Source organism: Caballeronia novacaledonica, assembly GCF_900258035.1.
GTDB lineage: Bacteria > Pseudomonadota > Gammaproteobacteria > Burkholderiales > Burkholderiaceae > Caballeronia > Caballeronia novacaledonica.
The window spans coordinates 1-23166 of the sequence record NZ_OGTP01000012.1; the positions used below are offsets into that span (position 1 = coordinate 1).

The window sequence follows — 23166 nt, forward strand, 5'->3', positions numbered from 1 at the left end:
AATCGATGATGGTTTCGTGCTGACTTGCCAGTGTCATCCGGTGAGCGAGCGGGTGGTGGTGAGTTTCGACGAGCGCTGAGCAAACGCCGTCTTGATTCACGCGAAAGACGCGCATCGCAACGATGCGCGTGAAGCCGAAGCATTTCCATACCCATCAATTCAAGCCCGAAGTCGTTAGCTATGCAACTATCGCGCGGCTCCGTGGCGATCGATCATCCTCCACATCGAGACATGCAATGACTGAAGCCTTCATCTGCGATGCGATTCGTACGCCCATCGGCCGCTATGGCGGCGTTTTCAGGGACGTCCGCGCCGACGATCTCGGCGCCGTGCCCATCACTGCGCTCATGAAGCGCAACGCATCGGTGGACTGGACGCAAGTGGACGACGTGCTCTATGGCTGCGCGAATCAGGCAGGCGAGGACAATCGCAACGTCGCGCGCATGTCGGGCCTGCTGGCGGGCTTGCCCATCGACGTAGCCGGCTCGACGATCAACCGCCTGTGCGGCTCGGGTATGGATGCAATCGGCAGCGCGGCACGCGCTATCAAGGCGGGCGATGGCTCGCTCTATCTTGCGGGCGGTGTCGAGAGCATGACACGCGCGCCTTTCGTGATGGGCAAGGCGTCGAGCGCATTCTCGCGTTCAGCCGATATCTTCGATACGACCATCGGCTGGCGCTTCATCAATCGTGCGATGCGCGAACGCTATGGTGTCGATTCGATGCCCGAGACCGCAGAGAATGTCGCCGTCGATTTCGGCATCTCGCGCGATGCGCAGGACCGCTTCGCATTACGCAGTCAGCAGCGCGCCGCGCGCGCGCAAGCCGACGGCACGCTCGCGCAGGAGATCGTCGCGGTGAATGTGCCGCAAAAGAAGGGCGAAACGATTGCAGTCGATCGCGACGAGCACCCGCGCGAAACCACGCTCGACACGCTCGCGAAACTGAAAGGCGTCGTGCGTCCTGATGGCAGCGTGACGGCGGGCAATGCATCGGGCGTGAATGATGGCGCGTGCGCGCTCATCATCGCGAGCGAGGAGGCGGCCAGGCGCAGCGGACTCACGCCACGCGCGCGCATCATCGGCATGGCGACGGCGGGCGTCGAGCCGCGCATCATGGGCATCGGTCCCGCGCCCGCGACGAAGAAGCTGCTCGCGCGCACGGGGCTCACGCTTGAACAGTTCGACGTCATCGAACTCAATGAAGCCTTCGCGTCGCAAGGCATTGCGGTGCTGCGTCAACTGGGCCTTGCGGAAGACGATCCGCGTGTGAATCCCAACGGCGGCGCCATCGCGCTGGGCCATCCGCTCGGCGCATCCGGCGCGCGTCTTGTCACGACCGCCATGTACGAGATCGAGCGACGCAACGGCCGTTATGCGCTGTGCACGATGTGCATCGGCGTGGGCCAGGGCATCGCGATCGCGATCGAACGCGTCTGATGTCCGTGCAACATGATATGCGGTGGTGCCATTGAACGATGTCGCCGGCATGGCCGTGATGCGCACCGTCGCGATGCTCGTCAACGAAGCGGCGGATGCGGTGAATCAGGGCGTGAGCGGCATCACACGCATACATGATGTGCTGCGCCATCTCACCGCTCATTTCGGCTCTGCGCTATCGGATCAGCGCTTTCACTAATTCATCGATCATTCATGCAGGAGACAACCGTGGTCCAATCCATTGCACAGCGAAGCGAACTGGAACCGATCGAGCGTGCAAGCCGTGACGAACTTCAGACGCTGCAACTCGAACGCCTGAAGTGGACGTTGCGGCATGCCTATGAAAACGTGCCGCATTATCGCCGCGCATTCGATGCGGCAGGCGTGCATCCCGATGACCTGCGCGAACTATCCGATCTCGCGCGGTTTCCGACCACGACGAAAACTGATTTACGTGACAACTATCCTTTCGGGCTCTTCGCGGTGCCGCGCGATCAGGTCGTGCGCGTGCATGCGTCGAGCGGCACCACAGGCAAGCCGACGGTCGTCGGCTACACGGCAAAGGATATCGACACGTGGGCCAACGTCACCGCGCGCTCGATTCGCGCCGCGGGCGGCCGCAAGGGCGATACGCTGCACAACGCGTTCGGCTATGGGCTTTTCACCGGCGGCCTCGGCATTCACTACGGCGCCGAACGTCTGGGCTGCATGGTCGTGCCGATGTCGGGCGGGCAGACTGAAAAGCAAGTCCAACTGATCCGCGACTTCGAGCCGAAGATCATTCTCGTCACGCCGTCGTACATGTTGAATCTGCTCGACGAGATGGCGCGTCAAGGCATGGACCCGGCGAACACGTCGCTGAAGATCGGTATCTTCGGCGCGGAGCCGTGGAGCCAGGGCTTGCGCAGCGAAATCGAAACGCGCGCGGGCATTCAGGCGCTCGACATCTACGGGCTCTCGGAAATCATGGGTCCGGGCGTTGCGTGCGAATGCATCGAAACGAAAGATGGCCCGACCATCTGGGAAGATCACTTCTATCCGGAGATCATCGATCCGATAACGGGTGAAGTCCTTCCCGAAGGCAGCACGGGTGAGCTCGTCTTCACGTCGCTCACGAAAGAAGCGATGCCGATGATCCGCTACCGCACGCGCGATCTCACGTCGTTGCTGCCGCCGAGCGCACGTTCGATGCGTCGTCTCGCGAAGATCACGGGCCGCTCGGACGACATGCTCATCATTCGCGGCGTGAATGTGTTCCCGAGCCAGATCGAAGAATTGATTCTCGCGATTCCGCGTTTGAGCGGCCAATATCAACTGTGCGTATCGCGTGAGGGCCACATGGATTCGCTGTCGGTTTCCGTCGAAGCGCGCGCCGAAGTTTGCGCGGCATTGAACGACAGCGATCGCGCCGGTCTTTCGCGCGAGTTGCAAAGTCGCGTGAAGACGATGGTCGGCGTATCGACGCAAGTGCGTGTGCTCGACTCCGGCGAACTGCCGACGACCGCAACGGGCAAAGCCAAACGCGTGCTCGATCTGCGTTCCGCGACCGTCTAAGACCTTCGTCCGTCAAGCGCCTCGCGTTCTGCGAGGCGCAGTCTCATTCCCACCAATTGGAGCGCGCGTTCCATTTCCGGTGCGGCCTCGCATTCCTCTGCAGAAATCCTTCCGCATAAACCCTCGCAACCGTTTGCGCGAATTGTTTTGTAAGCTTCTAATGTGTCATCGTAGCGGACGCATTCGCGCAGTCGAACAGTATTCGAATAACGAACACCAAACGGGGCAGGCAGAATTTAGATGTGGATCGTCAGACTCGCGCTCAAGCGCCCGTACACGTTCATCGTCCTGTCGCTGCTTTTGCTGATCATCGGTCCGCTCGTCATCCTGCGCACGCCGACCGACATCTTCCCCAACATCGATATACCGGTTGTCAGCGTCATCTGGTCATACACTGGCCTGCCGCCCGATCAGATGGAGCGGCGCATCACGCTGAACTACGAACGCGGCTTGTCGGTGGCGGTCAACGACATCGAGCATATCGAGTCGGAATCGCTGCCGGGCATCGCGGTGATTCGCATCTACTTTCAGCCGAACGCGAATGTCGATGAAGCGATCGCCGAGATCACCGCGCTCTCGCAGACGCAATTGCGCTCGCTGCCGCCGGGCATCACGCCGCCTAACATATTGCGCTTCAATGCATCGACGGTGCCGATTCTGCGGCTCGCGTTGTCGTCGGCGGAACTCACCGAACAGCAGCTTTACGACTTCGGCAATAGCTTCCTGAAGACGCAACTCGCGACCGTGCAGGGCGCATCGGTGCCGCTGCCTTATGGCGGCAAGCAGCGGCAGATCATGGTCGATATCGATTCGCGCAAGCTGCAGGCGAAGAACCTCGCGCCCACCGATGTCGTCAACGCAATCAGCGCGCAGAACCTCATTCTGCCGACGGGCACGACGAAGATCGGTTCGACGGAATATTCAGTCGGCCTGAACGCGAGCCCCGGCTCGATCGAAGGTCTCAACGACATACCGATCCGCACGGGTCCGGGCGGCACGATCTACATCAAGGACGTCGCGCACGTGCGCGATGGTTTCCAGCCGCAGACGAATATCGTGCGCGTGGACGGCACGCGCGCGTCCTTACTCACGATCAACAAGAGCGGCAATGCATCGACGCTCGATATCGTCGCGCGTGTGAAGAACCTGTTGCCGACATTGCGCGGCATGGTGCCCGAATCGCTCAAGATCGAGCCGGTGGCGGATCAATCGCTCTTCGTGCGCGCGTCGGTGTCGGGCGTGTTGCGCGAAGCGGTGATCGCGGCGGGACTGACCGCGCTGATGGTCCTGCTCTTCCTCGGCAGTTGGCGCGCAACGCTCATCATCGCGATCTCCATACCGCTTTCGATGCTGACGTCCATCGTCGCGTTGTCCGCGATCGGGCAGACCATCAACATCATGACGCTCGGCGGCCTCGCGCTCGCGGTCGGTATTCTCGTCGACGACGCAACAGTTGCAATCGAAAATATCAGCCAGAACCTGGAGCAGGGCAAGGAACTGGAGCAGGCGATTCTCGATGGCGCACAGCAGATCGCGGTGCCGACGCTCGTATCGACGCTCTCGATCTGCATCGTCTTCATCCCGATGTTCCTTCTCACCGGCGTCGCGCGTTACCTCTTCGTGCCGATGGCCGAGGCTGTCGTGTTCGCGATGCTCGCGTCGTACTTCTTCTCGCGCACGCTGATCCCGACACTCGCGAAATATCTGTTGCGTCATCACGAGCATATGGGCGGCGATGTCGAATCGATGAAGGGCTCGCGCAATCCCTTCGTGCGCATTCATCTCGCGTTCGAGCGGCATTTCGAATCCGTGCGCGATCGCTATCGACGTTTTCTCGAAGCGCGACTCGAGCATCCGGGACGCTTCGCATCGCTTTTCCTCGTGTGCTGTCTGCTCTCGCTCGGGCTTGCGCCGTTTCTTGGACGCGACTTCTTTCCGTCGATCGATTCAGGCGTGATTGCCCTGCATTTGCGCGCGAAAACGGGCACGCGCATCGAGGAAACCGCGGCGCTCACCGATCGCGTCGATACGCGCATCAGGCAACTGATCCCTCGCGGCGAGGTTCGATCGATCATCGACAACATGGGCTTGCCGGTGTCGGGCATCAACCTCTCGTATAGCAACACGGGCACGGTCAGTTCCGCCGACGCCGACGTGCTCATCAGCCTGAACGAAGATCACGCGCCGACCGAAGGCTATATCCACGAATTGCGAAAGCGCCTACCGCAAGAGTTTCCCGGCGTGACGTTCTCGTTCCTGCCCGCGGATATCGTGAGCCAGATCCTCAACTTCGGCGTGCCTGCGCCGATCGACATCGCCATCACCGGGCGCGATGCGCAGGCCAATCGCGCGCTCGCGAACCGCTTGCTTGAAAAGATCCGCCGCGTGCCGGGACTCGTCGATGCGCGCATCCAGCAGCCGTCCGATCTGCCATCGATCAACGTCGAAGTAGATCGCACCAAAGCGCTGCAAGCGGGCTTCACGCAGCGCGATGTCGCGAACAACCTGCTCATCACGCTTTCGGGCAGCCAGCAGACGACGCCCACGTTCTGGCTGAATCCCGTGAACGGCGTGAGCTACAACGTCATCACGACGGCGCCGCAATACGACATGAACTCGCTGCAATCGGTGGCGAATATCCCGGTCACGTCGGCAAGCGGCAAGACGAATATTCTCGGCGCGCTCGCATCGCTCTCGCGCGGCTCGCGCGATGCGGTCGTCTATCACTACAACGCGCAGACCACCATCAATCTCTATGCGACGACCGAGCGGCGCGATCTCGGCGCGGTGTCCGACGACGTGCAACGCATCATCGACGAAGCGCGCGGCGAGTTGCCCAAAGGCTCGTCGATCGAAATGCGCGGTCAAGTCGAGACGATGAACGGCTCGTTCTCCGGGCTCGCGTTCGGCCTCATTCTCGCGGTCGTGCTCGTGTACTTGCTGATCGTCGTGAATTTTCAGTCGTGGCTCGATCCGTTCATCATCATCACCGCATTGCCGGGCGCGCTCGCGGGCATCGTGTGGATGTTGTTCCTGACGCACACGACATTGTCGATTCCCGCGTTGACGGGCGCGATCATGTGCATCGGCATCGCGACCGCGAACAGCATCCTCGTGGTGAGCTATGCGCGCACGGCGCTCGCCGAGCACGGCGACGCGGTGCGCTCGGCGCTCGAAGCGGGTTACACGCGTTTCAGGCCGGTGCTGATGACGGCGGCCGCGATGATGATCGGCATGGTGCCGATGGCGATCGGTCTCGGCGAAGGCGGCGAACAGAATGCGCCGCTCGGACGCGCGGTGATCGGCGGGTTGATGGTCGGCACGATCGCGACACTGTTCTTCGTGCCGGTCGTGTTCTCGATGATCTATCGGCGCATGGAAGCGCGTGGCAAGGGTCCGGGCGCGACGGCCAAGGAAGCGGCGCAATAAAACAGTCGAACAGCAGGTGGAGCAAGAATGGAAGAGCAGGAATCCAAACGATCGGGCAACCAGAGGCGAGGGCGCTTATGGCTCGTGATCGCGCTCGTGGTGGTCGTGGTGCTCGTCGCGCAAGGCATCCTCTCGCGGCGCGCGGCACATGCGGAACTCGAGCGCGATGCGAACGAGCATGGCATGCAGACGGTCGAGGTCATCAAGCCGGCTCGCATGAAGGCGTCGCAGGATCTCGTGCTTGCAGGCGATATCCGCGCGTTCTCCGATGCGCCGATCTTCGCGCGCACCAATGGCTATCTGAAGCGCTGGACCGTCGATATCGGCACGAGGGTGAAGAAAGGCCAGTTGCTCGCGGAGATCGACGCGCCCGAGATCAACGATCAGCTTCGCCAGGCCCGTGCCGATGCGCAAACGGCGCGCGCGAACTATCTGCTTGCGAAGACGACTGCCGAACGCTGGGCGCAGATGCTGAAGAACAACTCGGTGTCGCGCCAGGAAACCGATGAAAAGAACGGCGACATGCTCGCGAAAGAAGCCGCGTTGAATGCGGCGCAGGCGAACGTGTCGCGGCTCGAACAACTCGTGTCGTTCCAGAAGATCTATGCGCCATTCGATGGCGTCGTCACGGCGCGCAATACCGATGTCGGCCAGTTGATCGATGCAGGCAGCGGCACGGCGAGCCGCGAACTCTTTCACATACAAGATGCGTCGGCCTTGCGCGTGTTCGTCGATGTGCCGCAGGCGTATGCGCGGATGGTCACGGTCGGCTTGCCGGCGGAGTTGTTGCTCAGCGAGGAACGCAATCGAAAGTTCGAGGGTGTCACGGTTCGCACGGCGGGCGCGGTCGATCCGGTCGCGCGCACGATGCGCGTCGAAGTCGATGTGAAAAATCCGACGGGCGAGCTGCTCGCGGGCGCCTATGCGCAAGTGCGTTTCCGTCTCACGAGCGCGAATCCGTCCTTCACGCTGCCGGGGAATGCGCTGTTGTTTCGTCCCGATGGCGTGCATGCCGCGAGCGTCGATGCGCATAATCGCGTGAAGCTTTTGCCGATTACGCTCGGCACGGATTACGGCACGCGCGTGTCCATCGTTTCCGGTCTGAATGGCGACGAGCGCGTGATCGTGAATCCGCCCGATTCGATCATCGACGGCGCGGCGGTGCGCATCGGCCGCGCGAACACGGGCGCGGGTGCGAGCGAGGGCGCGCATGGCGGGGCGGCGAAGGCGCAAGGAAACGAATCGTGATGATGCACGCATCGGTCCGACTAGTTGCATGGCTAACTATCGCCGTATCGGCGGGCTGTACGGTAGGTCCGGACTATGTGAAGCCCGATGCGGCGGTGCCCGCTGCGTATAAATCGCAGACGCCGCTCGATTTGCCCGAGGCTGCATTGGCTGCGCAATCGCAGGACTGGAAGCCCGCGCAGCCCGCCGATGCGAAGCCGCGCGCGCCCTGGTGGGAAGCGTACGGCGATCCGCAACTGAACGCGCTCGAAGAACGCGTCGCGAGCGCGAATCAAACCGTTGCCGCAGCCGCCGCGCGTTTTCGCGGGGCGCGTGCGGCGGCCGCTCAAGCGCGCTCGGCGTACTTCCCGACGATCACCGCGAATGCCGCATTCAATCAGTCGCGCGCGTCGTCGAACGTGCTGTACAAATCGAGCGCGGGCGTCACCGTGCCCGACTATCTCATCGACGCGCAAATCTCGTGGGAGCCGGACCTGTGGGGGCGCATCTCGCGTGCGGTCGAAGGCGGCCGTGCGCAAGCGCAGGCAAGCGCCGCGGACCTGCAAAGCGCGGTTCTTTCGATGCAGGCCGAGCTCGCGACGAACTACTTCGACTTGCGCGGCACCGTCGAAGAAGAGCGGCTGCTCGACGCCACGCTGCAAGCCTATGAGAAGGCGCTCGCGCTCACGCGCGACCGGTTCGCGGGCGGCGTCGCGGCGGAATCGGACGTGGCGCAGGCCGAAGAGCAGTTGCGCGCGACGCAGGCGCAACGCATCGATCTCGAGAGCACGCGCGCGAGCCTCGTCAACGCGATCGCGATTCTCGTCGGCGAGAATCCGTCGAACTTCACGCTCGATGTCGCACCGCTCAACGAAGCGCATTCGCCGCATCCGTCGGTGGCGCTTGCCGTGTTGCCGCTCAGCGTGCCGTCCGCGCTGCTCGAACGGCGGCCGGATATCGCGGCGGCGGAGCGGCGCGTCGCGGAGGCGAATGCGCGCGTCGGCGTGGCGACGGCGGCGTTCTTCCCGAACCTCTTGCTCGCCGCGACGGGCGGTCTCGAAGCGACGCGCTTTTCGTCGTGGCTCGAAGCGCCGAGCCGCTTCTGGTCGCTCGGTCCGCAACTCGCGTTCACGGTGCTCGATTTCGGCGGACGCGCCGCGGCTCGCGATGCGGCGCGCGCGGCCTACGACGAAAACGTCGCCGATTATCGGCAAACCGTGCTGATCGCGTTCGGGCAAGTGGAAGACAACCTGAACGCGCTGGAAGTGCTGCGCCGCGAGAGCGAAGCACAGCGCGACGCGGTCGATGCCGCCCAGCGCGCGCTCGGCAAGGTGAGCAACCGCTACGAGAACGGCGCGATCACGTATCTGAGCGTCGTGGTGACGCAGGCCATCGTGCTGTCGGATCAGCGCGCGGCGGTGCAGATCGAGCGGCGGCGCATGGCGGCGAGCGTCGCGCTCGTGAAGGCGCTGGGCGGAGGATGGACCACGGCCGACATGCCGAGCGCGGAAGCGGTTTCCCGGCGCGATTGAATTTCGCACGATGCATGCAAAATGCCATCGGGCATTACGCATGCATCGTGCAAGGACTGCTCAAGCCCGTGCCTTCGGTCGGCAGATCATGAAGCATTGCGAGCTCCGCCACCTCGGCGCGCGCCGAAAATCCGTCCGAGGCTAGACGAACAAAAACACCCCGCACGCAATCAGCGCCGCGCTCCAGAGCCAGTCCACATTGATCCACCCGCTTCGCAGAAAGCCGAGTCCGCCGCGTTCCTGAACGGACATCGCGAACATGGAGATCGCCGCGATTACGGCGAGCATGGCGCCCGTATGAACCGTCAGCGCGAGCGCGGTCGCTTCGAACGCCGTGCCGGCGACCTTGCCGGTGCACAGCGGCAACAACGCCGGCACGAGCATCAAGCCCGCGCCATGCGCGCTCGACATCACGAAGGACCACAGCGCGAGACCCGCGAGGCCGGTGCGCATGCCGACGGTCGGTCGTCCGCGATGCCCGCGCCAGACACTCCACACGCCCCAGCCGATCAATAGCGCACCGCATGCGCGCGCGAGCATGTCGTGACCGATCGCCATGCCGAGCGTGAGCGCGCCGGCGAGCACCAGCGCAACCGATGCCGCGTGCCCCAGCGCGATCGGCACGAGCGACACCAGCGCGACACGGCGGCTGCGCGCATAGAGGCCGAGCGCGACCGCGAAGAGCCATCCCATCGCGGGATTGAGTCCGTGAAACGCGCCGAGGCCCGCGGCCGTGACGATGAGCGCGGGCGACACGGTGTCCATGCGGATCGGCTCGCCGCGTCTCAGGGATAGCAGTACGAATCCGACGAACAATCGCCGCCTTGCAGCCGGATCTGATGCGGCCGATGTCCCTTCGGCCAGTCGATGAAGAACTTGTCGTCGACGGCGAGGCCGCCGTTCGGATCGGCGTCGAGCTTCACCATCCAGCCGTCGATGCCTTCGGGATAGAACTGCGCATCCACCGCGCCATAGAGCGAATTGGTGAAGTAGACGCGGCGCCCGTCGCGGCTCACTTCGACCATCTGCGGGCCGCCGTTCAGCGCGCCGTTCGCGGCCCCCGGATGCGTCGCTCGCGCGACCACGCCGCCGATGCGCACCTTGCCCGTCAGCTTCGGCGCGAACGGATCGGAGACGTCGTATTGCAGCATGTCGCCCGTGCCCCAGCACGACACGTAGAGAAAGCGGTCGTCCATGGACAGATCGATGTCCGACACGAGCGGCGGCACCGCGCCGAAGCCTTGCAGCAAGGGCGGCAGTACGCTTGCATCGGCGGGTTCGGCGGGAATGTCGATGATCTTCTTCACCGCCCATTTGTCCTTGTCGCGATACCAGGTCCAGATCGACGACGACAGATCCTTCAAACTGATCACGCAGTTGACGAAGCCGTATGCCTTGGTCGGATCGTGCGCGGGGCGCAATTCGAACACGAGCTGATATTCGTCGCCGAAGTCGATCTCCTGAATATGCCTGCGCTTCGTGAAGTCCCAGAAATGAAGCTTGCGCCCGTACTTCGCGCCGAGCAGCAACTCGGGCACGAGGCCGTTTTCGAAAGTGTCGGGCGTGCCCCATTCGCTCGTGACCATCGTGTCGTAGCCGAGATGCCACCATCCGTCATACGCGAGTTGCTGCGGCCCGCGCTCCACTTCCCAGCGGCCGAGCGGATCGAAGCTCTGCTGATCGAGCAGCAGCACGCCGCCGGGCGCCTTGCCTTCCGCGTTGCCGAGCGCGGTGATATAGATGCCGCCCGGCCCGCAATGCACCGTATGCGGCCGCGTATAGCCGGTTTTTTCCGCGAGTTCCGCAGGCTCGATCGTCTTCACGATGACGGGTTTCTTCGGATCGGCTTTCGTGTCGATGATATGGATGCGCGACGAACGCAGCCCCGGCACGACGAGATAGCGCCGCTCCATGTGCGGATGCGGCGCGTTCGGGCACAGGCACGACGAGCACGCGTTCCAGCCGAAGTGATGCAGCTCGTCGCCGGTATCGGGCATCGAGATTTCGCCGACGATTTTCGTGTAGTCCGGCGAATCGGGATCGACATCGACGACGGCGATCTTGTCGGGCGTCTGGCGCTCGGGATCGAACGTCGCGACGTAGGCCAGCGTTTCGCGCGGCGCTTTGGCCGCGAGGCGCGGGGAAGGGTAGAAGCTCGGATCCGGTTTCCATGTCGCCATGCTGCGTCTCCCGATTGTGTGGTCGTCGATTCGCCTGCACAAGCACGCAGAAGCACTATAGGACACAAGCACGCGACCCGCTTTCGATGCGCGCGCGGCGCAAAGATGCTTTTCTGCTTTGCTTTCGCGCGACGCATGATTCGGCGGCGGAAACAGCGCCTAAAATACAGGCATCGCCCCTGGACCGAAAAAGGAGGTAGCGATGGCCGAGCCGATGATCAGCCTGATGGCGGGAGTCGTCCTGGTGCTATGCGTCGCGGTGGTTCTCGTGATGCATCACCGGCATCCGCATATTTACACTCCGAAGGCGCGCTGGCTGGACACACATCCGCCGCGCGACTGGCGCCACAGGCATTGAATGTGCACCGGAACGTGAATTAAACGGATAGGGCGCCGGCATCGACCGGCGCTTTTTTTGCGGCGCAAAACGTGTCAGCGTCGTGGCCCTTTCATCGCCTCGGATTCCATCGCGGCGTGCCATTCCTCGCTGTTCTCGATCGGGTCCATGCCTTCGTCGATGAACGCGGACGCGCGTTCCGCCACCGAGCGCGTTTCCTCGTCGGTGCCGTCGTCGGTGACGCCGTCCTCGTCGGCGGGCGGCTCCAGCATGTCCTGCAGCATCGCCTCCAGCTCGGGCGTGTCCCACGCCTCGCCGCGCTGTTTTTTCTTCTTGATGTAATGCCGTACTTCGGCATCCTGCTCGGATGTCAGCGGTAGCCCGCGGAAGGTGCGGTTGGCGTCTAAGTCACTCATGTTCGTTCCTCTCGCGCATAACCTGCGACGCGTTGGCAAGCGCCTCAAGTGTAACGCCGTTCGTCCGCGGGTAAAAACGCGCGAGATTCAGCCGACCGGCGGCAGACGTCTTTCGATCGGCGTCGCTTTCACGATGGCCGTGCTCGTCGCGGCGCGTTCGGTGACGCGCGACAGGATGTCGTCAAGATGCTCGATCGAGCGCAGATAGAGGCGGCACACGAAGCAGTCGTCGCCCGTCACCTTGTCGCATTCGACGAACTCGGGAATGCGCCGGATCGCTTCCTCGACGAGATGCAACTGCCCGGGCAGCGGCTGCACTCGCACGATCGCCTGCAAGGTGTAGCCGAGCGCGCGCGGATCGATATCGACGGTGAAGCCGCGAATCACGCCCTGCGTTTCGAGCCGCCGCATGCGTTCGGCCGTGCTCGGCGCCGACAGTCCGACGCGTTTCGCAAGCTCGCTCACCGCGATGCGCCCGTCGCTCGCGAGCACGGCGATGAGTTCGCGATCGATGGCGTCGATGCCCGTTTGCGGCGTACTGCCAAGGTTCTTTCCCATGATGGCCTTCGAAACGGAGGGCAAGAGATAAACGTGCCTAATTTTAGGCATGGTTTTGAGACAAGTGCATCGGTAGACTGAAGTCATCGAAACTTGCATGGCGGAAACGAGATGAACACGGAAAGAATCGACGCGCGCTTCGCCGGCGCATCGCACGCGCATGAATTGCGTCGCGGCGCGATCGAGATGTCGGTTGCCATGCTGATGTCGGGCACGATCGGCTGGCTCGTCGTGTCGTCGGGACAGACGCCGTGGAACGTGGTGTTCTTTCGCTGCGTGTTCGGTGGAGCGACGCTCATCGCGGTGTGCGCGGCGCTCGGCTTTCTGCAGAAGCACTATTTCTCGTGGCGCATGATCGGGCTCGCCGCGCTCGGCAGCGTGGCGATCGTCGGCAACTGGCTGCTGCTGTTCGCCGCGTATTCGCGCGCGTCGATCTCTATGGCGACGACCGTCTACAACACGCAGCCGTTCATGCTCGTCGCGCTCGGTGCAATCGTGTTGCGCGAGCGCGTGTCGGCGTCGACGATCGCGTGGCTCGGCGTCGCGTTCATCGGCCTCGTGATGGTGGTGCGCGTCGAGCCCGCCGTGCTGGCGACGCCGGGGCAATATCTGGAAGGCATCGCGTATGCGCTCGGCGCGGCTTTTCTGTACGCGATATCGTCGATCATCACGAAGCGGCTGAAGGGCACGCCGCCGCATCTGATCGCGATGCTGCACGTGCTCTTCGGCATCGTCATGCTCGCGCCGTTCGCACGCTTTGAAGCGACGCCCGGGTCGATCAGCGGCTGGGCCGATCTCGTCGTGCTCGGCGTCGTCAACACGGGGCTCATGTACGTGCTGCTGTACGGCGCGATTCAGAAGCTGCCGACCGCGATGACAGGCGCGCTGTCGTTCATCTATCCGGTGGTGGCGATCGTCGTCGACTGGCTCGCGTTCGGGCAACGGCTCGCGTGGCTGCAAATGGCCGGCGCCGTGCTCATTCTGCTCGCGGCGGCGGGCGTGAATCTGCAATGGCGAATCGTGCCGCGAAAACGGCGCGCGAACGATTGACGCTCACTCGTATAGAATGGCGCCCCTTTCCGACTACATCGAAATTCGCGCCATGTGGTTCAAGAACCTTCAGCTTCATCGTCTTCCCGCACACTGGTCCGTCAACCCGCATCAAATGCAGCAATGGCTCGAGCCGCTCGCGTTCAGCGCGGCGTCGAGCATCGAGAACGAGCGGCGCGGCTGGGTTTCGCCGCGCGGTGACGATCAACTCGCCTACACGGCGAATCGTCAGATGCTCATCGTCTATCGCGCGGAGAAGAAGCTGCTGCCCGCTTCGGTCGTCACGCAGTTCGTGAAGGAACGCGCGGCCGAGCTCGAAGAGCAGCAGGGCTTCAAACCCGGCCGCAAGCAGATGAAAGAGCTCAAGGAACAGATCACCGACGAACTCCTGCCGCGCGCGTTCAGCATCCGCCGCGACACGCGCGTGTGGATCGATCCGGTGAACGGCTGGCTCGCGATCGATTCGTCGTCGGCGACGGTGTGCGACGACATCATCGGCTTGCTGGTGAAATCCGTCACCGATCTGCCGCTCGCCAGCGTGCGCACCGCGCGCTCGCCCGTTTCGTCGATGACCGAATGGCTGCTGTCGGGCGAAGGTCCGGCAGGTTTCACGCTCGATCGCGACACCGAACTGCGCTCGACCGGCGAAGGCAACGCGACGGTCCGCTACGTCGGCCACGCGCTCGAAACGGAAGACATGCGCCGCCATATCGAAGCGGGCAAGCAGTGCATGCGCCTCGCCATGACGTGGGACGATCGCGTTTCCTTCGTGCTGACGCCGTCGCTCACGCTCAAGCGCGTGAGCGCGCTCGACGTCATCAAGGAAGCCGCCGATCCCACCGCCGCGAACGACGACGAGCGTTTCGAATCCGACTTCATCCTGATGACGGGCGAACTCGCGCGCATGCTGTCGGCGCTGACCGAAGCGCTGGGCGGCGAAGAAGATCTGCGCGCCGCCGCGTAAGCATCCGCGTCAGGCGGACGGCGAGGGCGAGAACGCGTAGCCGTTCTTGCCGTTGCGCTTGACGGTGTACATCGTGTCGTCGGCGGCGGCGACGAGCCGCCAGTAATCGTCGACGCGATCCGGAAAACTCGCGATGCCGATGCTCGCGCGCACGATCGAAAGGCCCATCTGCGCATCGGTTTCGCCGACGCACGCGATGATTCTTTGCGCGATCGCGGCCAGTTCGCCGTCGCTCGAAAACTCGCTCACGAGCAGCGCGAATTCATCGCCGCCGATTCGCGCGACCAGATCGCCGCCGCGCACCGCGTGACGGAAACGCCGCGATACCGCAATCAGAAATTCATCGCCGATGCGGTGGCCGTGCGTATCGTTGACGCGCTTGAAGCCGTCGAGATCGATATACAGCACCGCGATGCGCGCCGGGCCGCGCTTGCCGCCCGCGAGCGCGTTCGCCGCTTCCTCCAGCGCCGCGAAGAGCTTGCGGCGATTGGGCAGGCCGGTCATCGGATCGTGCAGCGAAGCCTGCTCGAACTCGTTCGAAATGCCCAAAAGCTGCCGGTTGCGCTTCGCATACATGCCGAGCGCGGTGATGAGCACGCCGAAGACGATCGCCGACAGCGCGATCAACGTATGCGACACGCTCAGGATGCGCGCGCGCACGTCCTCGCTCGCGCGATCGCGCTCGGCGCGCCACCAGGCATAGGTCGAATCGAGCGCGGAACTCGCCTCGCCGAGCGCGATGGCGGGCGAGAGCACGGCGGCGGGCAGCGACGGCGCGGGCATCGGGCTCGCCGACACCAGCGCGTGCAGCGCCGCGAGACGCCCCGCCAGCTCGATGCGCGCCTCGCGGTAGGCGGCTTGCCGCTGGGTATCGGCGGCGGGGGCGTTCTGCAGCGCCAGCGCGGAGGCTCGGGCGGTATCGGCGCGCTCGACCGCTTCGAGCACGAGCCCGACGTACTCCTGTTGCAGTTGCGCGGAAAAGATCGCGCGGACCTGCATCGCGAGGAGCAGCAGGCCGATCAGCAGACACAGCAACGCGGCGCCCGCGAGCGGCGCGGGGCCGGGCACGCGCATGCGTTCGAGCGCGCGCCGCACGCGGCCCGCCAGCGTGTCCTCAGGGGCGTGAATACTCCTCTCGCTGACGGTTCGGGACATTGCGTTGATAGCTCACTCGATGAAAAAACGCGCCCATGCGGGCGAAGAGCCCGCCCTCGGGCTTCGCTTGCGCCTGACGCTTGCGCGCCTGCGCGTATTGATCGGTGTTGCTGCGATTCGTGACGGCAACGCGCGCCGTCGGGCGACGTTGCACGGCGGCGCTCTGAACGGGCGCGGCGGGCGATGCGCTCGCCGTCGCAAGCGCCGTGTCGGAGCTGTCCGCGACCGTGGTTTCTTCGGCGGCTGGCGTGTTGTCCGCGAGCGACGCCGTATCGATAGGCGCGGGCGCGTCGTTCGGCGCATACGGAAGCGCGCCGTTCAGCGTCGTCTCGACGGCTCCCGCGGACTGCGTCTGCGCGGCGATCACCGGCTGGTCGATGCCCAGCGTGCGCCGCGCGCTCGCCATCGCTTCCGCGTACACGCGCTGGTCGTGGTTGAACCACATTCCGTACGCGACGGTCCCGAGCACGCCGATGCCGAGCGCGGTCGCCGAAGCCATCCACAGCGCGAGTCGCCCGAAGCGCAGCGGCGTGCGCATGGGGCCGGGGTCGTCGTAATCGATTGCAGGCTCGGGCAGCGTGGTGACGGTGGGATCGTTCGCGGGACTTGCGCGGTCCGCGATGCTCTCTTCGGGTAGCTTTGCGTGCTGAGGCATGACAGCGCTCTCCAGAACGTATTCAGACAGCGGACCGGCGCGACCGAGGGCGCGCCTGGCCCGGTACTCGCCTCGCGCGTCCCATCATTTGCACAAACGCACAGACAAACGCGCTGCGGCGACGGGGAACGTCACGGCCGAATGCCGGTTCAGCCTGCACTGCCGGGCCAATTTTTGCCAAACAATGTAACTCGCGCCACACTTCGCGACAATCAGGCGCGGCGATGAGGCGTTGAAACGAAGACGCGGATTAGCGCGCTCGATGCTCGGCGGGTAGACGCTGGCGGGGCCGGCAGGACCGGTGCGCGGTGATTTCACCGCGTCGCATGTCGCGACGGCGAAGCAAGTTCGGCCACTACACCAGCATTCTTCATGCCAGCGCCGATTTGATGGGCGGCGCATGCATCATTCTTCAGAGGAAGTTCCCGCGCGTATGTGAGGTGCCGCACATACGAACATGGCGAGACTTCCAGTGTGGAACGCGAGCCACACTCCGTCAGCGGCGTTTCGACAAGACCACGAGCGCGATGCCGCCGAGAATCGCGGCCGCGCTCGCGGCGAGTCGCGCCGTTAGCGGCTCGCCCAGCAGCAGCACGCCGCCCGCCGCCGCGATCACCGGCACGCTCAGTTGCACGGTGGCGGCCGTCGCGGGCTTCAGGCCCTTCAATGCCGCGTACCAGATGGCATAGCCGAGCGCCGATGTCAGCGCGCCCGACGCGGCGGCGTAGGCGACGCCCGGCGCGTCGAATCTCGCGAACGCGAACGCGAGCACAAGCGCCGACACGGCAACCGCGAAGGGCAGCGCGCGCAGAAAATTGCCGGCGGTTTCAGCGACGGGATCGGACTTGCCGCGCCCGCGCAGCGAATAGACGCCCCAGCCGATGCCCGCGGCGATCATCAGCGCCGACGACGCAGGATCGGGCGCCGCGAGACCCGGCAGCACGAGCCACACGAGTCCGGCGAGCGCGAGCAGCAAGCCGAGCCATTGCGTCGCGGCGAGACGTTCGCCGATCGCGATGCCGTAGCCGATCATCGTCGCCTGAACGGCGCCGAAGAGGAGCAGCGCGCCGGTGCCCGCCGCGAGCCGCACGTAGGCGTAGGAAAACGGCGCCGCGTAGACGATCAGCGCGAGCGCCGATGCCCAGTTGCCGGCGCGCCGCGCGTCGTCGCGACGATGGCCGCCGCGCGCAATCAGCATGATCCACAGCACGAGCGCCGCCGACGCGATGCGAACCAGCGTGAAACTCGCCGCGTCGATCTGCGTGCCCTTGAGCGCGAGACGGCACAGGAGCGAATTGCCGGCGAAGGCGAGCATCGCGATGACCGTGAGCAGCGCGACGCGCGCGCCGTGCGACGCGGGCGCGGATGAAACGTCGAAATCGGAATTGGACATCGGCAGCGCGATGGACGAGGGCGCCTCACTGTAGCGCACACGCGGCATCGGCACATGCTGCGCTGCTTCAACGCGTGGTGAAGGGCTGCGGCGGCGCATCGCCTTCGGTGCCGAAGCGCTCGAATTCGGAGATCACCTGCGCGCCGAAAAGCAGCAGCGTGGCGAGCGCTTCGAGGCTGAACAGCACGACGATCGACGTCGTCAGCGAGCCGTACACGACGCTCACCTGCGAGAGCGTCGCGAAGTACCACACGAGCACGTGCCGCGTGATTTCCCACAGCACGGCGGCCGTCACGCTGCCGAGCAGCGCGAGCCGCAGCGACGGCCTGCCGACCGGCATCACGAGATAGATCGACGTGAGCACGAAGATCTCGCCCGCGACGCCGAGCAGATAGAGCAGAAGCCGCGACACGCCTTTGAGCGACACTTCGACGCCGAGCAGATCGACGCTGTTGCTGCCCATCGCCTGCAGGCCGTTCGACACGAGCGTGACGATCAGCATGCCGACGCCGAGAAACAGGATGTAGCAGTAAGGCAGGAGCGCCGAGAGCAGAAAATGCCGCCGGCGGATCGCGACGCGATGCACGAAGATCACCGACATCGCGTTCTCCAGCACGGTGAAGGCGAGCGAGCTGAAGAAGATCATCGTGACGAGCAAGAGCCAGCCGAGCACCGCGCGATGCGCGAGAAAATTGGCGAGTTCGCGCACCACGGCGCGCGCCTGGCCGGGCACGAGCCATTCGAGCAGATGCGCGAGGGTGTCGAGCAATTGCTGCTGTCCGACGAACTTGGACAGCACGATCACGATCAGGATCAAAAGCGGAACGATCGACAGCAGCGCGTAGTACGCGACCGCGCCCGCGAGCAGCAGGCCCTGATTGGCGCGAAACGCCCGCAGCGTGCGCAGCGTGAAGCTCAGCGGATGGCGCGCGACGCTCCTCACTTGCGGGCCCAGCACCGGGCCGAGAATCTTCGACATGGGACCTCCACGGCGCGATGCAGCCCGTCTTTTCCGACGACGGGCGAGCAAGTATCGCTCCCGTATGCGTACGGGAGCGTCAGCCCGGCCGGCGCGCCTCGCTGCGCGCGGCCGCCTGCTGCGCGGCTTCCTCGAACGCGAGATCGAGCAGGATGTCCACTTCGCACGCGGGCAGTTCGGCCGCGTCGACGTTGCGCAGCCGGCAGAAGAGCGCGAGCGCCTCGGCTGCGGCGGCGAAGGCGTCGTTCATATCGCGGGAGTTCAGGCGTCGTTTTCTCATGGCTTACATAACGGCACCCGCACGGCCGGACTTTAATGTGCGGCGGTGCAGCGCATGTCGTCCTTTCACGTTCGTTTTTTGATGAATTAATCTAGGTACATAACACGAGCCCGTCGAAGGCACAGGAGGACATCATGGCCGCATCCCACGCAACCTCCGCCGCCGATCCGCTCGGCGCCGACGCCGAAATCGTCAACGCCGACGAACGCCTCTACAACCACGATCTCGCGCCCGTGCCGCGCGCGAAGCGAACCTGGACCGGCTACAGCATCTTCGCGATGTGGATGTCGGACGTGCACAGCGTCGGCGGCTATACCTTCGCGGCGAGCCTCTTTCTGCTCGGCATCTCCGGCTGGCAGGTGCTGATCGCGCTGACCATCGGCATTCTCGTCGTGTATGTGCTGATGAACTGGGTCGGCAGACCGAGTCTCAGGCACGGCATTCCGTTTCCCGTGATGGCGCGTGTCTCGATGGGCGTGATGGGCGCGAATCTCGCCGCGCTGATTCGCGGCGTGGTCGGCATCGTGTGGTACGGGGTGCAGACGTATTTCGCGTCGAAGGCCGTTGCGACATTGCTGCTGCTGTTCGTGCCGTCGGTCGCCGCGTGGCGCGATACGAGCTTTCTGCGGCTCGACATGCTCGGCTGGTTGAGCTTTCTTTTCATGTGGCTGCTGCAGCTCATCATTTTTCAGCGCGGCATGGAGATCATCCGCAAGTTCATCGATTTCTGCGGGCCGGCGGTGTATGTCGTGATGTTCGTGCTGATGGGCTGGATTCTGTACCGCGCGGGTTTGGGCAGTCTCAATCTCACGCTGTCGGGCAAGGTGCTTTCCGGCGACGAGCAACTCCACGCGATGATCAACGCGATCCTGCTCGTCGTGAGCTACTTCGCCGCGCTGCTGCTGAACTTCGGCGACTTCTCGCGCTTCGCGAAAAGCGAGCGGCAGATGAAGATCGGCAATTTCCTCGGCCTGCCGTTCAATTTCGTTGCGTTTGCAATCATCACCGTGATCGTCACGGCGGGCAGCGAGAAGGTGTTCGGCACGATGATCATGGACCCGGTCGAGATCGTCTCGCGCATCGAGAACAAGGTGTGGGTGGCGATCGGCAGCATCACGTTCATCGTCGCGACGATGGGCATCAATATCGTCGCGAACTTCGTGTCGCCCGCGTACGACATCGCCAATCTTTTCCCGAAGCATGTGGACTTCAAGAAGGGCGGCCTGATCGCGTCGATACTCGCGGTGCTCGTGTGCCCGTGGATCTTCGTCGACAGCCCGAAGGCGATCACGATTTTCGTGTCCGTGTTCGGCGCCGTGCTCGCGCCGATGTACGGCGTGATGATGGCCGACTACTACCTCGTGAAGCGCCAGCAGGTGAAGACCGCCGATCTCTACACGATGCAGCCCGGCGGACGCTTCTACTACGACGGCGGCTGGAACAAGGTCGGGCTCGCGGCGCTGCTCGTGTCGGGCGCGATCTCGGTCGGCTGGGAGCTTTCGACGCAAATGCTCAAGCTCCTGCCGCCGAACAATCTCGGCTGGCTGATCGGCGCGGCCGCGGGCGCACTGCTCTATGTCGTGCTGATGCGCATGGCGAATCGAAAATAGAACCGCTTCATTTGAGCCACTTGCGCACGTCCTGCTCCCATTCGGGCTGGCCGCAGTTCGGCGGATTTTCCGGGCCGAGCACGGTGATGTAGCCCTTGTCCTTCATGCACGCCTCGTAGGCGCGCACCTGCGTGCAGCGGCCCGCGCCGGCTTGCTTCGCGGCGGTCTTGCACGCGGACATCGCGTTGTCCATGCCGCTGAAATCGGCATCGGAACCGGCGTCGTTCCATGGCGGCGGGTTCGCGCTCGCCGAGAATTCGACGGGCGTGCTGCACGCGGCGAGCGCCAGCACGGCAGCGGGAAGAAAGCACGAGCGGAGAATTCGATTCATCTGCTTGAACTCCTTTTTTAAGCTCTTGTTGAAGGCGCGCGATCCGCCGCCTATTATTCCCCGCTGTCGTGACGCGCGTCGCGTTTTTTTAAACGAAGCCCATGCCACTCGTTAGCGTTGTTTCGTCATGCTGTGCCGTCGCCGTGGTGTCGATGGCTTCGCCGGCCTTCGCCGACGACGTCTCCTTCGGCGCGAGTCAGCTATGCGGATTGCAGACCGCGCGCCCCGACCAGAACGCCGTTTTGCAGATGAAAACCGTGCAGGGCAGGAACGGGCCGATCGGCTATGCACGCTTCGGTCATGGCACGCCGCTTCTGCTCATCACGGGCTATCGCGCGACGCTCTCCGAATGGAACGCGTATTTTCTCGGCGAGCTCGCGAAGCATCACGACGTGATCGTGTTCGACAATCGCGGCATCGGACGTTCGACGCCGATGGCAGGCCGTTACGGCCCCGGCTACGGCATCCGCGACATGGCCGCCGATGCCGCCGATGTCATCGCGGGTCTGAAGCTCCAACGCGCGGACGTGGTCGGCTGGTCGATGGGCGGCATGATCGCGCAACAGCTCGCGCTCGATGCGCGCGAGCAGGTCGCAACGCTGACGCTGATCGCGACCGCGCCGCCGGGACCGGAAGCGGTGCCGCTCACGCCCGAAGTGCAGCAGGTGCTGTCGAGTTCGGGCGCGGATGCGTTTCCCAGGATCATGGCCGCGCTCTTTCCCGCCGATGCCGTCGCGGATGCGTCGAAGTGTTTCGTCGGCGATATGTTCAGGCCGCGTGGCTACAAGGGCAGTCCCGTGCCCGATGCGGTCGCGGAGCAGCAGAATCGTGCGATGACGCAATGGTTCGCCGATTCCGCCGCCGCCGATGCCTTGCGCCGCTCGCCGGTGCGCACGTTGATCGTCGCGGGCGCGAACGACGATGTTCTCGCCGACGCCAACGCGCGCCATCTCGAACAGATGATTCCGCGCGCAACGCTCGATGTGGTCGCCGACGCGGGCCACGCGCTCATGTTTCAGTATCCGATCGAACTCGCGCGGCATATCGATGCGTTCGTATCGAAGTGAAGCGCGCTATAGATGCACGCGCAGCCAGTGCCACGCGAGCGGGCCGCAGATCACGCCCCAGGTCATCGCGGCGATCACGAGCGCGATCATGACGGCGGCGCTGCCGCAATCCTTCGCCCGCCCGGAGAGTTCGTGACGTTCGAGCGAGATGCGATCGATCGCCGCTTCGATGCTCGAATTGAGCAGCTCGACGAGCAACACGAGCAGCACTGATCCCGCGAGCAGCACGCGCTCGGCGGCGCTCACTTCGACGAACGCCGCGATCGGCAGCAGCGCAATCGCGATGCACATTTCCTGGCGAAAAGCGCTTTCTTCCCGCCACGTCGCGACGATGCCCGCCCACGAATGACGCAGCGCAAAGAGAGCGCGCAAGAGGCCGCGGCGCTTGACGTGCGGATCGTCAGCGGACGCGGATGAAGAACGTGAAGCGGAGTTCGTCGAACGATTCATGACGGGAATGTTACCGCTTTGACCGCGATGTATCGCACGCGCGAAGGCGAAAACGTTTGCCGATTCATAACGCACGAAGCAGCGACGAATGCGCTTGTCAGGTGATTCGCCGGACCTTCATACTTCCCGCAATCGTGAGCCGAAAGCGCTCACGTCGATAACTAAAAGAGAGCGGGGGAAACATCATGAAGTCACGCTTTACCGCCGTCCATTTGCGTTCCGTCGAACTCGCCGATCCGCATCTCGCGCATCTGTACATGGAGTGCGCCGCCGCCGAGGCGCGCCTGTCCGGCGCGAGCAAGCTCGCGGCGGTGGCCGTCTTCGAAGCGCGCGCAAAGTCGCTCGATGATCTTTGGTCTCGTCTCGAAGCCCTCGATTCGAAACTTTGCCGCGAATTGAAGCATGCGGTGCAGGACTGGCACGACATCGCGGTGAAGCTGCGCGGCGGCGAATGATTTGAGACGCGCGAGCAGCGCAATGAGACGCCGCGACATTCGCGCGGAAGGCCGTCGCCATTAACCTTTCTCCAACGACACAACGAGAGCGCAGCCGCGCTTTCG

At 64.1% G+C, this 23166-nt stretch carries 22 protein-coding genes and 1 pseudogene; 12 read left to right on the forward strand and 11 right to left on the reverse strand.

From position 1 onward, the window contains the following. Positions 1 to 236 precede the first annotated feature (236 nt). The 6 genes and pseudogenes from pcaF (at position 237) to NOV72_RS17725 (ending at position 9181) form a co-directional block, all read left to right on the forward strand. On the forward strand, positions 237 to 1439 hold the full coding sequence (pcaF, locus tag NOV72_RS17700; RefSeq protein ID WP_106855908.1) for a 3-oxoadipyl-CoA thiolase: 1203 nt from the start codon (positions 237 to 239) through the stop codon (positions 1437 to 1439). Between the two features lie 16 nt (positions 1440 to 1455). Further along, positions 1456 to 1726: pseudogene (locus NOV72_RS33145) on the forward strand (hypothetical protein); the annotation flags it as partial. Next, on the forward strand, positions 1653 to 2993 hold the full coding sequence (gene paaK / locus NOV72_RS17710; RefSeq protein ID WP_106855909.1) for a phenylacetate--CoA ligase PaaK: 1341 nt from the start codon (positions 1653 to 1655) through the stop codon (positions 2991 to 2993). The pseudogene NOV72_RS33145 and the gene paaK, both read left to right, overlap by 74 nt. A gap of 240 nt (positions 2994 to 3233) precedes the next feature. Beyond that, positions 3234 to 6422, forward strand: coding sequence for an efflux RND transporter permease subunit (locus tag NOV72_RS17715; protein WP_106855910.1), 3189 nt, complete (start codon positions 3234 to 3236; stop codon positions 6420 to 6422). A 27-nt stretch (positions 6423 to 6449) separates the two neighbouring features. Continuing rightward, entirely contained in the window at positions 6450 to 7670 is a 1221-nt protein-coding gene (locus NOV72_RS17720) for an efflux RND transporter periplasmic adaptor subunit (RefSeq protein WP_106855911.1), read from the forward strand. Further along, positions 7670 to 9181 (forward strand): efflux transporter outer membrane subunit, encoded by a 1512-nt coding sequence (locus tag NOV72_RS17725; RefSeq protein ID WP_106855912.1) that lies wholly within the window; start codon positions 7670 to 7672, stop codon positions 9179 to 9181. Before NOV72_RS17720 ends, NOV72_RS17725 begins: the two co-directional genes overlap by 1 nt. A gap of 141 nt (positions 9182 to 9322) precedes the next feature. On the opposite strand, the gene NOV72_RS17730 is transcribed toward NOV72_RS17725, so the two are convergent. Beyond that, positions 9323 to 9946: a hypothetical protein gene (locus NOV72_RS17730; RefSeq protein ID WP_106855913.1), complete on the reverse strand. Its 624-nt coding sequence runs from the start codon at positions 9944 to 9946 to the stop codon at positions 9323 to 9325. Between the two features lie 20 nt (positions 9947 to 9966). Continuing rightward, positions 9967 to 11361, reverse strand: coding sequence for a selenium-binding family protein (locus NOV72_RS17735; RefSeq protein WP_106855914.1), 1395 nt, complete (start codon positions 11359 to 11361; stop codon positions 9967 to 9969). A gap of 202 nt (positions 11362 to 11563) precedes the next feature. Here NOV72_RS17735 and NOV72_RS32355 point away from each other — a divergent pair, with 202 nt between their 5' ends. Further along, positions 11564 to 11719: a hypothetical protein gene (locus NOV72_RS32355; protein WP_181291089.1), complete on the forward strand. Its 156-nt coding sequence runs from the start codon at positions 11564 to 11566 to the stop codon at positions 11717 to 11719. Between the two features lie 74 nt (positions 11720 to 11793). Here NOV72_RS32355 and NOV72_RS17740 read toward each other — a convergent pair whose 3' ends face one another. Next, positions 11794 to 12114, reverse strand: a complete 321-nt coding sequence (locus NOV72_RS17740; protein ID WP_106855915.1) for a hypothetical protein — start codon at positions 12112 to 12114, stop codon at positions 11794 to 11796. 87 nt (positions 12115 to 12201) lie between these two features. Then, positions 12202 to 12672: an Lrp/AsnC family transcriptional regulator gene (locus NOV72_RS17745; RefSeq protein ID WP_106855916.1), complete on the reverse strand. Its 471-nt coding sequence runs from the start codon at positions 12670 to 12672 to the stop codon at positions 12202 to 12204. A 111-nt stretch (positions 12673 to 12783) separates the two neighbouring features. Here NOV72_RS17745 and NOV72_RS17750 point away from each other — a divergent pair, with 111 nt between their 5' ends. Together NOV72_RS17750 and NOV72_RS17755 are read left to right on the forward strand one after the other, a co-directional pair. Next, on the forward strand, positions 12784 to 13722 hold the full coding sequence (locus NOV72_RS17750) for a DMT family transporter (protein ID WP_106855917.1): 939 nt from the start codon (positions 12784 to 12786) through the stop codon (positions 13720 to 13722). 52 nt (positions 13723 to 13774) lie between these two features. Then, positions 13775 to 14686, forward strand: a complete 912-nt coding sequence (locus NOV72_RS17755) for a recombination-associated protein RdgC (RefSeq protein WP_106856033.1) — start codon at positions 13775 to 13777, stop codon at positions 14684 to 14686. Between the two features lie 9 nt (positions 14687 to 14695). On the opposite strand, the gene NOV72_RS17760 is transcribed toward NOV72_RS17755, so the two are convergent. From NOV72_RS17760 to NOV72_RS32360, 5 genes are all read right to left on the reverse strand, one after another. After that, positions 14696 to 15760 carry a GGDEF domain-containing protein gene (locus NOV72_RS17760; protein WP_106856034.1) on the reverse strand — a complete coding sequence of 355 codons (1065 nt, stop codon included), beginning with the start codon at positions 15758 to 15760 and terminating at the stop codon, positions 14696 to 14698. A gap of 40 nt (positions 15761 to 15800) precedes the next feature. Then, positions 15801 to 16496, reverse strand: a complete 696-nt coding sequence (locus NOV72_RS17765; protein WP_106855918.1) for a hypothetical protein — start codon at positions 16494 to 16496, stop codon at positions 15801 to 15803. Between the two features lie 496 nt (positions 16497 to 16992). Next, positions 16993 to 17889: a DMT family transporter gene (locus NOV72_RS17770; protein ID WP_106856035.1), complete on the reverse strand. Its 897-nt coding sequence runs from the start codon at positions 17887 to 17889 to the stop codon at positions 16993 to 16995. Between the two features lie 67 nt (positions 17890 to 17956). Further along, entirely contained in the window at positions 17957 to 18868 is a 912-nt protein-coding gene (locus NOV72_RS17775; protein ID WP_106855919.1) for a YihY/virulence factor BrkB family protein, read from the reverse strand. A gap of 79 nt (positions 18869 to 18947) precedes the next feature. Continuing rightward, positions 18948 to 19118: a hypothetical protein gene (locus NOV72_RS32360; protein ID WP_181291090.1), complete on the reverse strand. Its 171-nt coding sequence runs from the start codon at positions 19116 to 19118 to the stop codon at positions 18948 to 18950. A 164-nt stretch (positions 19119 to 19282) separates the two neighbouring features. Between NOV72_RS32360 and NOV72_RS17780 the strand changes: the two genes are divergently transcribed. After that, positions 19283 to 20758 carry an NCS1 family nucleobase:cation symporter-1 gene (locus tag NOV72_RS17780; protein WP_181291091.1) on the forward strand — a complete coding sequence of 492 codons (1476 nt, stop codon included), beginning with the start codon at positions 19283 to 19285 and terminating at the stop codon, positions 20756 to 20758. Positions 20759 to 20765: 7 nt separating this feature from the next. Here NOV72_RS17780 and NOV72_RS17785 read toward each other — a convergent pair whose 3' ends face one another. Next, a complete protein-coding gene (locus NOV72_RS17785; RefSeq protein WP_106855920.1) occupies positions 20766 to 21089 on the reverse strand; it encodes a hypothetical protein in 324 nt (107 codons plus the stop codon). Positions 21090 to 21241: 152 nt separating this feature from the next. Between NOV72_RS17785 and NOV72_RS17790 the strand changes: the two genes are divergently transcribed. Then, positions 21242 to 22156, forward strand: coding sequence for an alpha/beta fold hydrolase (locus NOV72_RS17790; protein WP_245933077.1), 915 nt, complete (start codon positions 21242 to 21244; stop codon positions 22154 to 22156). A 6-nt stretch (positions 22157 to 22162) separates the two neighbouring features. Here the strand turns inward: NOV72_RS17790 and NOV72_RS17795 are convergent, their stop codons facing one another. After that, on the reverse strand, positions 22163 to 22606 hold the full coding sequence (locus NOV72_RS17795) for a diacylglycerol kinase (RefSeq protein WP_106856037.1): 444 nt from the start codon (positions 22604 to 22606) through the stop codon (positions 22163 to 22165). 185 nt (positions 22607 to 22791) lie between these two features. Between NOV72_RS17795 and NOV72_RS17800 the strand changes: the two genes are divergently transcribed. After that, complete coding sequence (locus tag NOV72_RS17800) at positions 22792 to 23061, forward strand: hypothetical protein (RefSeq protein WP_106855922.1); 270 nt, start codon at positions 22792 to 22794, stop codon at positions 23059 to 23061. Positions 23062 to 23166: the final 105 nt, after the last annotated feature.

What these genes read in the sequence shown, in the direction of transcription:
- pcaF (WP_106855908.1), top strand. Translation starts at nt 237, where the DNA reads ATGACTGAAGCCTTCATCTGCGATGCGATTCGTACGCCCATCGGCCGC.
- paaK (WP_106855909.1), top strand. Translation starts at nt 1,653, where the DNA reads ATGCAGGAGACAACCGTGGTCCAATCCATTGCACAGCGAAGCGAACTG.
- NOV72_RS17715 (WP_106855910.1), top strand. Translation starts at nt 3,234, where the DNA reads ATGTGGATCGTCAGACTCGCGCTCAAGCGCCCGTACACGTTCATCGTC.
- NOV72_RS17720 (WP_106855911.1), top strand. Translation starts at nt 6,450, where the DNA reads ATGGAAGAGCAGGAATCCAAACGATCGGGCAACCAGAGGCGAGGGCGC.
- NOV72_RS17725 (WP_106855912.1), top strand. Translation starts at nt 7,670, where the DNA reads ATGATGCACGCATCGGTCCGACTAGTTGCATGGCTAACTATCGCCGTA.
- NOV72_RS17730 (WP_106855913.1), bottom strand. Translation starts at nt 9,946, where the DNA reads ATGGACACCGTGTCGCCCGCGCTCATCGTCACGGCCGCGGGCCTCGGC.
- NOV72_RS17735 (WP_106855914.1), bottom strand. Translation starts at nt 11,361, where the DNA reads ATGGCGACATGGAAACCGGATCCGAGCTTCTACCCTTCCCCGCGCCTC.
- NOV72_RS32355 (WP_181291089.1), top strand. Translation starts at nt 11,564, where the DNA reads ATGGCCGAGCCGATGATCAGCCTGATGGCGGGAGTCGTCCTGGTGCTA.
- NOV72_RS17740 (WP_106855915.1), bottom strand. Translation starts at nt 12,114, where the DNA reads ATGAGTGACTTAGACGCCAACCGCACCTTCCGCGGGCTACCGCTGACA.
- NOV72_RS17745 (WP_106855916.1), bottom strand. Translation starts at nt 12,672, where the DNA reads ATGGGAAAGAACCTTGGCAGTACGCCGCAAACGGGCATCGACGCCATC.
- NOV72_RS17750 (WP_106855917.1), top strand. Translation starts at nt 12,784, where the DNA reads ATGAACACGGAAAGAATCGACGCGCGCTTCGCCGGCGCATCGCACGCG.
- NOV72_RS17755 (WP_106856033.1), top strand. Translation starts at nt 13,775, where the DNA reads ATGTGGTTCAAGAACCTTCAGCTTCATCGTCTTCCCGCACACTGGTCC.
- NOV72_RS17760 (WP_106856034.1), bottom strand. Translation starts at nt 15,760, where the DNA reads ATGCGCGTGCCCGGCCCCGCGCCGCTCGCGGGCGCCGCGTTGCTGTGT.
- NOV72_RS17765 (WP_106855918.1), bottom strand. Translation starts at nt 16,496, where the DNA reads ATGCCTCAGCACGCAAAGCTACCCGAAGAGAGCATCGCGGACCGCGCA.
- NOV72_RS17770 (WP_106856035.1), bottom strand. Translation starts at nt 17,889, where the DNA reads ATGTCCAATTCCGATTTCGACGTTTCATCCGCGCCCGCGTCGCACGGC.
- NOV72_RS17775 (WP_106855919.1), bottom strand. Translation starts at nt 18,868, where the DNA reads ATGTCGAAGATTCTCGGCCCGGTGCTGGGCCCGCAAGTGAGGAGCGTC.
- NOV72_RS32360 (WP_181291090.1), bottom strand. Translation starts at nt 19,118, where the DNA reads ATGAACGACGCCTTCGCCGCCGCAGCCGAGGCGCTCGCGCTCTTCTGC.
- NOV72_RS17780 (WP_181291091.1), top strand. Translation starts at nt 19,283, where the DNA reads ATGGCCGCATCCCACGCAACCTCCGCCGCCGATCCGCTCGGCGCCGAC.
- NOV72_RS17785 (WP_106855920.1), bottom strand. Translation starts at nt 21,089, where the DNA reads ATGAATCGAATTCTCCGCTCGTGCTTTCTTCCCGCTGCCGTGCTGGCG.
- NOV72_RS17790 (WP_245933077.1), top strand. Translation starts at nt 21,242, where the DNA reads ATGGCTTCGCCGGCCTTCGCCGACGACGTCTCCTTCGGCGCGAGTCAG.
- NOV72_RS17795 (WP_106856037.1), bottom strand. Translation starts at nt 22,606, where the DNA reads ATGAATCGTTCGACGAACTCCGCTTCACGTTCTTCATCCGCGTCCGCT.
- NOV72_RS17800 (WP_106855922.1), top strand. Translation starts at nt 22,792, where the DNA reads ATGAAGTCACGCTTTACCGCCGTCCATTTGCGTTCCGTCGAACTCGCC.